Annotated in this window: 6 protein-coding genes; 4 read left to right on the top strand and 2 right to left on the bottom strand. The window is 62.7% G+C overall.

What is annotated here, in order from left to right; all coding sequences use genetic code 11:
- Positions 1-3 precede the first annotated feature (3 nt).
- Together pvdN and pvdO are read left to right on the top strand one after the other, a co-directional pair.
- The gene (pvdN, locus tag PspCFBP13509_RS26400) at positions 4-1275 is read left to right on the top strand and encodes a pyoverdine-tailoring periplasmic protein PvdN (RefSeq protein ID WP_137212896.1); all 1272 of its coding nucleotides are present in this window, start codon (positions 4-6) and stop codon (positions 1273-1275) included.
- A gap of 32 nt (positions 1276-1307) precedes the next feature.
- Entirely contained in the window at positions 1308-2180 is an 873-nt protein-coding gene (gene pvdO / locus PspCFBP13509_RS26395) for a dihydropyoverdine dehydrogenase (protein ID WP_137212895.1), read from the top strand.
- Between the two features lie 122 nt (positions 2181-2302).
- Here pvdO and PspCFBP13509_RS26390 read toward each other — a convergent pair whose 3' ends face one another.
- Positions 2303-3133: a N(5)-hydroxyornithine transformylase PvdF gene (locus tag PspCFBP13509_RS26390; RefSeq protein WP_065927969.1), complete on the bottom strand. Its 831-nt coding sequence runs from the start codon at positions 3131-3133 to the stop codon at positions 2303-2305.
- Positions 3134-3333: 200 nt separating this feature from the next.
- Between PspCFBP13509_RS26390 and PspCFBP13509_RS26385 the strand changes: the two genes are divergently transcribed.
- Both PspCFBP13509_RS26385 and PspCFBP13509_RS26380 read left to right on the top strand, forming a co-directional pair.
- On the top strand, positions 3334-4986 hold the full coding sequence (locus tag PspCFBP13509_RS26385) for a cyclic peptide export ABC transporter (protein ID WP_137212894.1): 1653 nt from the start codon (positions 3334-3336) through the stop codon (positions 4984-4986).
- Positions 4987-5087: 101 nt separating this feature from the next.
- The gene (locus PspCFBP13509_RS26380; RefSeq protein ID WP_137212893.1) at positions 5088-7523 is read left to right on the top strand and encodes a TonB-dependent siderophore receptor; all 2436 of its coding nucleotides are present in this window, start codon (positions 5088-5090) and stop codon (positions 7521-7523) included.
- 505 nt (positions 7524-8028) lie between these two features.
- On the opposite strand, the gene PspCFBP13509_RS26370 is transcribed toward PspCFBP13509_RS26380, so the two are convergent.
- Positions 8029-13955 (bottom strand): non-ribosomal peptide synthetase (locus tag PspCFBP13509_RS26370; RefSeq protein WP_137212891.1); only part of this gene is annotated, 5927 nt, incomplete at its 5' end.

The following is a 13955-nucleotide window of genomic DNA, read 5'->3' as shown; positions in this document are numbered from 1 at the left end:
TCCATGACTGACCGCCGTACGTTTCTCAAGCAGGCCGGGATATTCGCCGCCAGCCTGCCATTGGGCGCTGCACTCATCCCGCAGGCACTGGCTGCCACCACCACGGATGCCCCATGGACGGTGTTCAAGCAGCTGTTCAACCAGGACCCGGATTACCTGCACTTCTCCAACTTCCTGGTGGCCTCGCACCCCAGGCCGGTACGCGAGGCCATCGAGCGTTACCGCGCCCAGATCGACCGCAACCCAGGGCTCGCCATGGACTGGGACCTGGAGGAAACCTGGAAGCGCGAAGGCCAGGTACGCGAATGGGCCGGCCGCTACCTCAAGGCCACCCCGGCGCAGATCGCCCTGACCGGCAGCACCTCCGAAGGCCTGGCGATGATCTATGGCGGCATCAAGGTGCGCCCGGACCAGGAAATCCTCACCACCGTGCATGAGCATTACGCGACCCAGAACGTGCTGGATTTTCGCGTGCTCAAGGAAGGCACCCAGGTTCGCCGGATCAAGCTGTTCGAGCGGGCCAGCCAGGTTTCTGCCGACGAGGTGCTGGCCAATATCCAGCGTAATATCCGCCCCAACACCCGCGTGCTGGGCATGACCTGGGTACAGTCCGGCAGCGGCGTAAAACTGCCCATCGGCGAGATCGGCAAGCTGGTGGCGGCGCACAACCGCAACCGCGATGACAAGGACCGCCTCCTCTATGTGGTGGATGGCGTGCATGGTTTCGGCGTGGAAAACCTCGACTTCCCAGACATGCATTGCGACTTCTTTATCGCCGGCACCCATAAATGGATGTTCGGTCCGCGCGGTACCGGGCTGGTGTGTGCGCGCAACCCTGAAAACACCTACGTCACGCCCATGATGCCGACCTTCTCCGAAGACAAGGACTTCGCCACCATCATGACCCCCGGCGGCTATCACGCTTTCGAGCATCGCTGGGCGGCGGATGAGGCCTTCAAGCTGCACCTGCAACTGGGCAAGGCGCCGGTCCAGGCGCGCATCCATGGACTTAACGCCGAACTCAAGGAGCAATTGCTGGCGCACCCGCAGATCGAACTGGTCACGCCGCGCAGCCCAGAACTGTCTGCCGGCTTTACCTTCTTCCGGGTCAAGGGCCAGGACAGTGATCGGGTGGCAGCCTACATGCAGAAGAACCGCGTGGTGATCGACGCGGTGGACCGCGACGTCGGCCCGGTGATCCGCACGGCGCCCGGCCTGCTCAACAACTCCGACGAAATCCAGCGTTTCATGACCCTGCTCAGCCAGCGGTTGTGACGCGCCTTTTTCCCTTTGCACGAGAGGCCCCTATGACGCCACTGCGACTCAACCCCCTGACGACCCTGGCAATGACCGCCCTGTGCGGCGCGCTGCTGCCGGGCCTGGCCCAGGCTGCCGCGCCGCAACCGGGCAAAGTGTTCAAGGACTGCAAGGACTGTCCGGAAATGGTGGTACTGCCCGCCGGCACCTTCACCATGGGGACGCCGGAAGACGAAGTCGGCCGTGAGCCGGACGAAGGCCCGATGCATGACGTGACCTTCGCCAAGCCGTTCGCCATGAGCCGCTTCCACATCACCGCCGGCGAATGGGACAGCTATATCCGCCAGACCGGAGTGAAGATCGCCGACGGCGACACCCGCCCCGGCCGCGAATGCATCGCCAGCAAGCCACGCTATCCCCAGGGCCCGCGCCAGCCGGCGGTGTGCATGGACATGGACGACATCAAGCACTATGTGGCCTGGCTGTCGAAAAAAACCGGCCAGCAGTACCACATGGTCAGCGAGGCCCAGCGCGAATACGCCGCGCGCGCCGGCTCCGCCGGACCATTCCCATTCCCGTTCGACGAGGGCAAGGGCTACAGCATCGCCAAGCATGCCAACACCTACGGGCCGGCGGACGGGTACAGCTATTCTTCGCCGGTAGGCAGCTACCCGCCGAATGCGTTTGGCATGTACGACATGCATGGCAATGTCTATGAGCGGGTGGCCGACTGCGAGCACCCCAACTATGTCGGCGCACCGACGGATGGCAGCGCGTGGATGGAGCCGAACTGCGAGGGCTACCAGATTCGTGGCAATGACTGGGGCGAAGCGCCGGTGTTTTCACGCTCGGGCAACCGCAACAACATCTACCCACAAACGCGGGGGGATTGGATTGGCTTCAGGGTAGTGCGCGATCTCTAAAGCTGACGGGATTTAATGTGGGAGGGGGCTTGCTCCCGATGGGGTGCGGCAGTCGACATCGCCATTGACTGATACTCCGTCATCGGGAGCAAGCCCCCTCCCACAGTCAAATCGTGCGCGGCTTAGACCCCCTTCTGCGCCAACAACTCCAAACCTTCATGCAGCGCCGGGAACAGGCTGTTGTTGAAGTTGTTCCAGCGCAGTTCGAGGATGGTGTCGTCCGGCGAGATCTCGGTCTTGAGTACGTCGTGGAACACCTCGCCGGAGTCGATGCCGTTGTCCACGTAGTGGAAGGAGGCGCCGGTCAGGTACAGCGGCTCGGATGGCGTGGTGGCCTTGGTCACCCAATCCGTAACCGTCAACCCACGCGCACCGTACAGCGCATTCCAGGTCGCATAGGCCCCACGGCGCTCATAGGGCGATTCGATACGGGTGATACCGGGGTGAATGTTCATGATCCTACGGGCAAACGGCGCACCGGGGCGCACCAGCTCGTCCAGGATCACCAGCAGGCCGTCCAGCACCACAATATCAGCCTTCAATTCCACCAGCGTGTCATGCAGGCGGCGTTCGAAGTCCTGCTTGCCGGCGATATGCTCGGCGCTGCCCCGTGGCAGGCGGCGATAGGTGGACGGCACGCTCAACAGCAGGTCGTTGACCAGGTGGCCCTGCACCTGCAAATCCGCCGGATAAAGCCACTGGCGCCCCGGCTTATAGGCAAATCCATAGTCGACCACCAACTGCTGGTCGCGCGGGTTCTGCTCATCGTCGTCATACACCACGCCCACCAGGTTGTAGGCGTCACCCAGGGACGTGTCGTTGAGCGATCCCACCAGAAACTCCAGCACCGATTTCATGTAGCGCTCGTGGTCCTTGTAGGCCACTGGCTGGCCGGCCTTGTCGGCAGCGGCATTGCGCAGGGACCACACGTACACCAGATTCTTTTTCGTCATTGTTTCGCTCTCGCTGGATAGATCAGGCACGCGCCAATACGCGTGCGCCTACACCACAAGAACGAACCAGATGCCGGTCAATTTATCCACCAACCGCACCGCCGGGCACACCGAGCTAAATCGTCGCGCCAACACTTCGTTTGTCATGGGTAAGGGTCTGTGTGCCCAGCCCCCTCTTTTTCACTTTCCGGGAAGTACTTATGACCGACCCCAAGCGCGGCGCCTTCAAAGGTTTGCTTGCATTGCTCAGGCCGTTTCGCACCATCGTGACGGTCTCCATCGCCCTGGGCATGGCCGGCGGCCTGGCCATCACGCTGTTGCTGGCGACCATCAACAACGCGCTGCACTCTTCCACCGGTATGACCCAGGGCGTGATCCTGAGCTTTGCGGCGCTGTGTGTGCTGGCGCTGACCAGTTCGATCGTCTCCGATATCGGCACCAACTACGTGGGCCAGCGGATCATCGCCGCCCTGCGCAAGGATCTCGGCGAAAAGGTGCTGTCGGCGCCCATCGAGCAGATCGAACAGTATCGCTCCCACCGCCTGATCCCGGTGCTGACCCACGACGTCGACACCATCAGCGACTTCTCCTTTGCCTTCACCCCGCTGGCCATCGCCACCACCGTGACCCTGGGCTGCCTGGGGTACCTGGCGTACCTGTCGGTACCGATGTTCCTGATGATGGTGGTGGCGATCATCATCGGCAGCAGCGTGCAGTTCATCGCCGGCGCCAAGGGCATTCGCGGCTTCGACGAGGCCCGCGACCAGGAAGACGAGTTGCAACGCTACTACTCGGCAATCGCTTCCGGCGCCAAGGAGTTGCGCATCCACCGGCCCCGCCGCTACCGCATGAACACCCACCGCATCCAGGAAACCGCCGACCGTATCAGCGATATCCAGGTGCGTTCGGTGAACATCTATATCGTCGCCAAGACCTTCGGCTCGATGCTGTTCTTTGTGGTCATCGGCCTGGCGCTGGCGATGCAGGCCTACAACCCGAACCCGGACCCGGCGGTGATCACCGGTTTTGTGCTGGTGTTGCTGTACATGAAGGGCCCGCTGGAACACGTGGTGGGTTACCTGCCGATCATCGGCAAGGCGCGCATTGCGTTTGCGCGCATCACCGAACTGTCCGAACGCTTCTCTTCCCCCGAACCGCACCTGCTGATGGACGGCAGCGAAGCGCCGACACCGGTGGTGCACAGCCTGGAGTTGCGCGGCGTGAGCTACAGCCCGCCGCCGGTGGATGGCAGCCAGCCGTTCCACCTGGGGCCGATCAACCTGAGCATCCAGCAGGGTGATATCGTGTTTATCGTCGGCGAGAACGGCTGCGGCAAGACCACCCTGATCAAGCTGCTGCTGGGCCTGTATCAACCCGAGGCCGGGGAAATCCGCCTCAATGGCGAAACGGTGACCGACCCGGCGCGCGATGACTATCGCCAGCTGTTCACCACGGTGTTCGCCGACTACTACCTGTTCGACGACCTGGTCCAGGGCAGCGCCACCCAGTCGCTGGACAGCGCCGCCAAGTACCTGGAGCGCCTGGAAATCGCGCACAAGGTCAGCGTCAAGGACGGCGTATTCAGCACCACCGACCTCTCCACCGGCCAGCGCAAGCGCCTGGCACTGGTCAATGCCTGGCTGGAAGAGCGCCCGGTGCTGGTGTTCGACGAATGGGCCGCCGACCAGGACCCGGCCTTCCGCCGCGTGTTCTATACCGAGCTGCTGCCGGACCTCAAGCGCCTGGGCAAGACCATCATCGTGATCAGCCACGACGACCGCTACTTCGATATCGCCGACCAGTTGGTGCGCTTGAGTGCAGGGAAAGTCGTTGCGGAGTTGGAGCCCGCATAATTTTTTCCGGTTTATGCGAGTGCGAACGTCTCATATGCAGCAATGAGAATTAACCGCATTAAGTACCCATCTGCCAACACTTAAAAAAGAGAAACAACACCATGCCAGTACGGCTTGCCCTCAGCCCATTGAGCACCGCACTTTCCATGCGGCGGGCCCTGAAATTCAACGCTCTGCCCAATAGCCTGGCCCTGGCGGCCAGCCTGTCGATGGCGAGTTATGTGCAGGCGCAAGAGTTCGAATTGAACATCCCCGCGCAGCCGTTGAGTACTGCACTGCAGGTATTTGGCCAACAGACCAACCTGCAAATCCTGTACAGCCCGGAAACCGTGCAAAACAAGCACAGCGTGGCGGTCAGCGGCAAGATGGACCCGGTACGGGCTATCGAGCAAATGCTGGGAGGGACCGGCGTCAGCTACAGCCTGCAAGGCAGCTCGATGATCATCAACGCGCCCGGCTCCGGTAGCGACGCCCTCGAGCTTGGCGCCACCCAGATCAACGCCAACCAACTGGGCACCATCACCGAAGGTTCCGGCTCCTACACACCAGGCACCATCGCCACCGCCACCAAGATGGTGCTGACACCGCGCGAGACGCCCCAGTCGATTTCCGTGGTCACCCGCCAGACCATGGATGACTTCGGCTTGAACGGCATCGACGACGTGATGCGCCACACACCGGGCATCACCGTCTCGACCTTCGACAGCGAGCGCACCAACTATTATTCCCGGGGTTTCCCGATCCAGAACTTCCAGTACGACGGCGTGCCGACCACCCGCAACGAAGGTTACTCGGCCGGCCAGACCCTGAGCGACATGGCGATCTACGACCGTGTCGAAATCCTCAAGGGCACCACCGGCCTGATGACCGGCGCCGGCGGCCCGGGCGGCACCATCAACCTGGTGCGCAAGAAGCCCACTGCCGAGTTCCAGGGGCATGTGGGCCTGGGCGCCGGCTCGTGGGACAACTACCGCTCGGAGCTGGACGTGAGCGGCCCGCTGACCGAAAGCGGCAACGTGCGCGGGCGTGCCGTGGCGGTATACCAGGACAAGCATTCATTCATCGACCACTATGAACGCAAGACCAATGTCTACTACGGCATCCTCGAATTCGACCTGTCGCCGGACACCCTGCTGACCATCGGCGCCGACTATCAGGATAGCGACCCCAAGGGTTCGAGTTGGTCCGGCAGCCGCTCGTTGTTTGATGGCGTGGGTAACGAGATCAGCTTTGACCGTGGCTACAACAATGGCCCGAAGTGGAGCAGCTGGGGGCAATACAGCCGCAGCGTTTTCGCCACCCTGGAACACGCGCTGGATAACGGCTGGATCGCCAAGGCCAACTACAGCAACCAGCTCAATGGCTATAACGCACCGCTGGGTTACGCTTCTCCAAAGCAAAATTCCACCGACAGAGCCTCGGTGTATGCCGCCAAGTACACTGGCAAGACCATCAGTAATAACGGCGACTTCTATCTCTCCGGGCCGTTCAGCCTGGGCGGTCGCGAGCACCAGTTGGTGGTGGGGGCATCAGTTTCGCGTTCGCACTGGGAAGGCAACGACTATTACAGTGCGACCTATAAGGACGGTAATGACTTCCCTCTCTATTCATGGGACGGCGACAGCCTGGAGCCGGATTGGGGCCGCGCTACCGAGAAAGACGACATCACCCGCCAGGCAGCGGTCTACTTCTCGACACGCCTGAGCCTCACTGACGACCTGTCCCTGTTGCTTGGTTCGCGCCTGACCGACTACCGGCTGACCGGCACCAACGACTCGCGCGAGACCGGCAAACTCATCCCGTATGCGGGCGTGGTGTACGACCTTAATAAAAACTTCTCGGTGTACGGCAGCTATACCTCGATCTTCATGCCGCAGCAGCTGCGACCCGACCGCAACAACAAGATGGTCGAGCCTGACGAAGGCGAAAACTATGAACTGGGTGTGAAGGGTGAGTTCTATGACGGCCGCCTGAATGCCAGCCTTGCCTACTTCGAGATTCATGAGTCCAATCGCGCCGAGGAAGACACCGAGTACAACAACAATATGCCGGCCAACTCGCCTGTCGAGTGGGCCTACATGGGCGTCCAGGCCAAGACCAAGGGCTATGAAGCCGAGATTTCCGGTGAGCTGCTGCCAGGCTGGCAGGTGCAGGCGGGCTACACCCACAAGGTGATCCGCGATGACGATGGCAAGAAGTTCTCCACCTGGGAACCTCAGGACCAGCTCAATTTCTACACCAGCTACAAGCTGAGCGGCGCCCTCGACAAGCTCACCCTCGGCGGCGGCGCGCGCTGGCAAGGTGAGGCGTGGCAGGATGTCTACAACCGCGGCAAGAGTGTCACCCAGCGGTTCTCTCAAGACCCGTACTGGCTGGTCGACGCCATGGCGCGCTACCAGATCAGCAAGAACCTCTCCGCCTCGATCAACGTCAACAACGTGTTCGACAAGCGCTACTACACCAACATCGGCTTCTACACGTCGTCCTACTCGGGCGACCCGCGCAACGTGATGCTGTCGACCCGCTGGGACTTCTGATCTAACCCCGGCAACCTCCAGACACCCTGCGCAGCCCGCCTGCCCAGGGTGTTTTTTATGGGCGATGCTTCACCGCCCTCCCCCCATAGCCCACCATCGAGTAGGAGGCGGCCTCACAGCCGCCGTCCTCTCACACCACCGTACGTACGGTTCCGTATACGGCGGTTCAGGTTATGCGGATATACGTCACAGCGATCCGTGCAAGTATTGGGCTTTGACGATTGTGGCCGTCTTACCCCGCTGCGCCGCCTCATCCGCTTCCTGTTCGTCAGGCCAGCATTTTGCCTCGGGCTTCCTTCAGATTCGCAGTCACCCGCGACAACCTTGCCTCTGGCTAGCACTTCCCCTTGCCGGGTGTGTAGAGGACTTGCACCTCCAAGTCGTTTGGCTCACCACCACAATGAGCTAAACAGCGCCAGTCACGGCGCTACGCGCCATGCCTGGCGCACCACAAAAAAGCCCCGGTTCACACCACGTGAGCCGGGGCTTTCTGCCCAAGTGACGGTTACGCCATGGCCGTCACCAGGCTGCGTACAAATTCAGCGTTGTCGATGATGCGCTCATGGTCCACCTCAATCACCACCGACCGCACCACACAGCCCTCGCCAATCACCCGCTGCATGCTGGCTTCGATCAACGCCCGGTGCTGACCGGCCCGGCTCATGGCGGCCCACCAGCAACTGACAGGCGCCTTGAGTGGCTTGAAGTCAGCCTGCTCCATGCGCTTGACCAACGTACGGTCGACGTCCCAGGACACCTGCGCTTCGTTGCCCTCCAACAGCGCTTGCCTGATGTCGAGGAAGGCGTCACCCAGGGTGGCCTCGGCCCATTCGACGAAGCGTGCCCATTGCGTGCCTGCATCGGCGTGGGTGGCCTGCACGTCCTGCCAGGTGGCATGGACAGCCTCTGCAAACGCCGGGAACATCACCCCGAGCAAGTCCACGCGCCGTTCGTTGTCGGATATCTCGCTGTCGTCGGTCACGATTGCCGCTTCCCAGTACGGGGTGAGCCAGCGCGGCGGCGACGAATCTATCCAACCGACAAACTCCACCTGTCGGCCCGCCTGTTCCAGGTGATAGGCAACCTCTACCGCCAGGTTGCCGCCCAACGACCAGCCCGCCAGGCGGAAGGCCCCTTCGGGCTGGGCTTCCAGCAATTGCGCGGAGTAATCCTCGACCATGCTGGACCAGGCCGGCACTTCGGCGCCCTCCTCGGCCAACGCACGGCAGATCACCCCGACCACCGGCCGCTGCTCACGCAACGCCAGGGCGATGGCCTTGTAGCAATGCACCGAACCGTAGCTGGGGTGGAACAGATAGAGCGGCGTGCCTTCGGTGCGGCTGTTAAGCGGCACCAGCAGCGAGCGGCGAGTGATGCCTGCGAGACAGCCGACCTGCGCGCGTACGGTCGGGTTGAGCATCAACTGGCTGACCGAAAGGCCGATGCCGCTGGCCTTGCGAATCCGCTCCTTGAGCATCAGCACCAACAGCGAATGGCCGCCCAATTCAAAGAAGTTGTCATTCAACCCGACGTGTTCCACACCGAGCACATCGGCCCAGATCGCGGCGACTTTCTGTTCAAGCTCGGTCCGTGGTGCTTCAAACCGCTGGGTCGACTGCGTGTCCGGTTTCGGCAATGCCTTGCGGTCCAGCTTGCCGTTGGGGCTCAGGGGCATCTGTTCCAGCAGCAACCATTGCGTCGGCACCATGTAATCCGGCAACTGCACAGCCAAGTGTGCACTGAGGGTTTCACGCCAGCCCTCGCCCTGCGCTTGCAAGACCAGGTAACCCACCAGGTGCTTGCCGTCCACCGCCAGCACCGCCGCCTCGCGCACCGATTCGTGCTCCAGCAGGCGTGCTTCGATTTCACCCAGCTCGATACGCAAGCCGCGCAGTTTGACCTGATGATCGATACGCCCGGCGTATTCGATCACACCGTCAGGGCGGTAGCGCGCCAGGTCTCCAGTACGGTAGAGGCGCTCACCCTTGATGAACGGATGCGCGATAAAGCGCTCGGCGGTCAAGCCCGGGCGCCGGTGATAACCGCGCGCCAGGCCCACGCCGCCCAGGAACAGCTCACCCAGCACGCCGGCCGGTACCGGCTCGAAATGGCTGTCCAGGACATAGCAGCCCAGGTTGGCAATCGGCTTGCCGATCGGCACTGCGTCGCGGCCTTCATCCACGCACGTCCAGTGGGTCACGTCGATGGCCGCTTCGGTCGGGCCGTACAGGTTGTAAAGCGCGGTGTGCGGCAGTTTGGCGAACACTTGCTGTTGCGCATCCACCGGCAACGCCTCGCCACTGCACACAATGCGCTGCAGGCTGGCGCAGGAAGACACGTTCGAATCCTGCAGGAACGCTTGCAGCATCGACGGCACAAAATGCAGTGTGGTGACCTGTTCACGCGTGATCAGGCCGACCAGTTTGTCAGGGTCGCGATGGTCCCCCGGTGCGGCGACCACCAGGCGTGCGCCGGTCATCAGCGGCCAGAAGAACTCCCACACCGAGACGTCGAAACTGAACGGGGTTTTCTGCAACACGGTATCGCGGGCATCCAGCGCGTAGGCCTCCTGCATCCAGCACAGGCGGTTGGTCAGTGCGCAATGGCGGTTGCCCGCGCCTTTGGGTTGCCCGGTGGAACCCGAGGTGTAGATCACGTAGGCGAGGTTTTCGCCGTCCAGGGCGACGCCCGGGTTCGCGTCGCTGTAGCCTTCGCACCCGGCGTCGCCCAGCACCAGGGTTTCCAGGCCTTGGGTAATCGGCAATTGCTCAAGCAAATGGGCTTGGGTCAGCAGCAGTTTCACGCCGCTGTCGTCCAGCATGTAGGCCAGGCGCTCACGCGGGTATTCCGGGTCCAGCGGCACATAGGCGCCACCGGCCTTGAGCACCGCGAGCAGGCCGACGACCATTTCGATGGAACGCTCCACCGCCAGGCCGACCAGCACGTCCGGGCCTACGCCGGCTTCGAGCAAACGATGGGCCAGGCGGTTGGCGCGGCGGTTCAACTCGGCGTAGCTCAGCCGCTGCGTGCCAAATGCCAGGGCGGGAGCCTGCGGCGTCAGGGCGACCTGATCTTCGATCAATTGGTGCACACCGCGCGGCAGCGGGTACTCGCGCGCCGTCGCATTCCAGTCCTCGACGATCACCTTGCGCTGTGTCTGCGGCAGGGATGGCAGGTCCGCCAGGCGCTCCACCTGCGCAAGAGTGAGTGCCTGCAACACCTGCTCGAAGTGCTCGGCCAGATGGACGATGTCCTGCTCGCCGAACGCAGCCGGGTCGTAGTTGAACTCCACGGCCAGGCGTTCACCCATGGCCAGCAATACGGTCAAGGGATAGTGCGTCTGCTCCAGGCTGTCCATCGCGCCGAAACGCAGGCCCGCCGGGGCGCCCTGCTCCAACGCCGCCGACACCGGGTAGTTCTCGAACACCAGGATGCTGTCGAACAGCGCTTCGCCACCGAGCCCGGCCCATCGCTGGATGTCGAACAACGGCGTGTGCTCTTGCTCGCGCAGACGCAGGTTTTGCCCCTGCACCTGCTGCAGCCAGGCGTCCACGCTCAACTGCGGGCTCGGCGTCGCCACCACTGGCAAGGTGTTGATAAACAAACCGACCTGCTGCTCGATGCCCGGCAACTCGGCCGGACGTCCCGCCACCGTCGCACCGAACGCTACGGTGTCCAGGCCGGTATGCCGTTGCAACAGCAGGAGCCAGGCACTTTGCACCAGGGTATTGAAGGTGACCTTGTGCCGCTGGGCAAAGGCCTTGAGCTGCTCGGTGGCCGACTGCTCCAGTACCAGCCGGTGAATGCCGTTGACCTGGGACACACCCTGCTCGCGCCTGGCACCGCGCGACAGCCGGGTAGGTTCCTGCAGCCCCGCCAGCTGCGCCTTCCAGAAGGTTTCGCTGGTGACCGGGTCCTGTGCCTGCAGCCAGGCGATGTAGTCACGGTAACGCCCGTTCGGCGCGCGCAACACCTCACCGGCGTACTGCTGCAGCACCTCGCCGAACAACTGCGATGAACTCCAGCCATCCATCAGGATGTGGTGGTTGGTGTAAATCAGATGATGGCTGTCGGCACCGGTACGCACCACCACCAGGCTCAACAATGGGGCCTGCTCAAGCACAAAGCCTTCGGCCCGGGCGGCTTCGGCCAGTGCGTCGAGCGCTTCCGCGCGGTCCGCGCGGTGCTGCCAGTCGTGTTCGAGCAAAGGCACCCGCACCGTCTTGTAGACCACTTGCAACGGCTGCTCCAGCTCGGTCTGCCAGAGAAACGCCGTGCGCAGGATATCGTGATGTTCCACGGCAACCTGCCAGGCCGCCTGGAACCTGCTTACATCCAGCCCTTGCACATCGACGCGCATCTGGTTGATGTAGTCGCCGGAACCCTGCCCATACAAGGATTGGAACAGCATGCCCTGTTGCATCGGTGACAACGGGTAAATGTCCTCGACCCGGTTCAACGGCAACGACAGGCCATCCAACTGTGCCTGGCTCAAGCGCGCCAATGGGAAGTCCGACGGCGTGGCACCGGTGTTTTCAGGCTGGCAGCAATGCGCGATCAGTGCCTTGAGTTCCTGGGCATAGTCATCGGCCAATTGCTGGATGCTGGCCGGGTCGAACATCTGCTGGCTGAAGCTCCAGGTCAGGTTCAATTCGCCGCCATACACCTGGCCGTTGATTTCCAACCAATTGCCCAAGGATGCCTCAGGGCTTTGATCGGCCCCTGCAGCGTCACCGGAAGGCGCAAACAGGCCCGGCTCCTCGCTGTCATCAAAACTGGCATCGAACTGGCCCAGGTAGTTGAAGGTAATGCGTGGCTGCGGCAAGCGCGCCAGGGCTTCGCGAACCTGCGGTTGTCCCAGGTAACGCAAGGCACCAAAGCCGATGCCTTTGTCGGGAATGGCGCGCAGTTGCTCCTTGATCCCCTTCAACGAGTCCGTCAGGGTCAGGGCCGGCGTCAGTTTGACCGGGTAGAGACTGGTGAACCAGCCGACGGTACGGGTCAGGTCGATATCGTCGAACAGGTCTTCGCGGCCATGGCCTTCCAAACGGATCAGGGTCGACGCATGGCCGGTCCAGCGCCCGATCACCCGGGCCAGGGCGGTCAGCAACACATCGTTGATCTGGGTGCGATAGGCCGCCGGTGCATCCTGCAACAGACGCCGGGTGTGAGTGCTGTCCAGGTGCGTGGTCGCACTGCCGGCATGCCGGTTGCTCAAGCTGGCACCCGGTCTGGCAGCTGGCAGGTCGATCTCGGCGTCGTGCAACTGCGCTTGCCACCATGCCAGTTCGCCGGTCAGCGCATCGCCCTGGGCGTACTGCTGCAGTCGGTGTGCCCAGTCGCGGGTGGAACTGGTCTTGACCGGCAATACCACGGCAACGCCACGGGCGAGCTGACGGTAAGCCGTTTGCAGGTCCTCCAGCAGGATCCGCCACGACACACCATCCACCACCAGGTGGTGGATCACCAACAGCAAGCGCTGTGCTCCACCGTCCAACTCGACCAGTACCGCCCGTATCAGCGGGCCGTGGCCCAGGTCCAGGCTGCGTTGTGCCTCTTCACCCAAGGCCGCGAGTTCGTCGATGTCCTGCAGCGTGCGGTGCCACAGCACGGCGTCGGCCTGGTGCTGTTCGGCACCGCGATAGACGCCCTGCCAGCCACCCGCACCGTCAACGAACTGCGAACGCAACGCATCGTGATGCACGATCAACGCCTGCAAGGCCTGGGTCAGCGTCGTGGCGTCGAGGTGTTCATGGGGTTGCAATACCACCGATTGGTTCCAGTGATGACGCTCGGCGATCTCATCGGCGAAGAACGCTTGCTGGATAGGCAGCAGCAAGGTTTCGCCACTGAGCGCGGCCTGGCTGATCGTCACGCCTTCGACGCCTTGGCGCGCGACACCGGCCAGGCTTTGTACGGTCTGGTGCTGGAACAGGTCCTTGGGCGTGAACCGAATACCCGCCTGGCGAGCACGGCTGACCACCTGGATCGAGATGATCGAATCACCACCCAGCTCAAAGAAGTTGTCGTTCAGGCCCACTTGCGGCAGGCGCAGCACCTCGGCCCAGATCGTCGCGAGCTGTTGTTCCAGCTCGCTCTGCGGGGCCACGTAAGCCTGTTGCAACAGGCTCGCATCCGGTTGCGGCAGGCCCTTGCGGTCGAGCTTGCCGTTGGGGGTCAGCGGCATTTGCGCCAGGAACATGAAGTACGTTGGTACCATGTAATCCGGCAGGCGGGTTTTCAGGGCACGGCGCAGGTGGTCGCGGAATTCGGCTTCGTTGACCAGGCTGGCGTCGGCCGGCACCACGTAGGCCACCAGCTGTTTGCCGGTCGGGCCTTCCTGGGCCACCACCACGGTTTCACCGACGTTGTCCTGCTCACGCAGGCGCGCTTCGATTTCCCCCAGTTCGATGCGGAAACCACGGATCTTCA

The sequence above is a fragment of the Pseudomonas sp. CFBP13509 genome (assembly GCF_005233485.1).
GTDB lineage: Bacteria > Pseudomonadota > Gammaproteobacteria > Pseudomonadales > Pseudomonadaceae > Aquipseudomonas > Aquipseudomonas marginalis.
The sequence above is the reverse complement of the archived record's forward strand: the minus strand, read 5'-3'. Positions and strand labels throughout refer to the sequence as shown.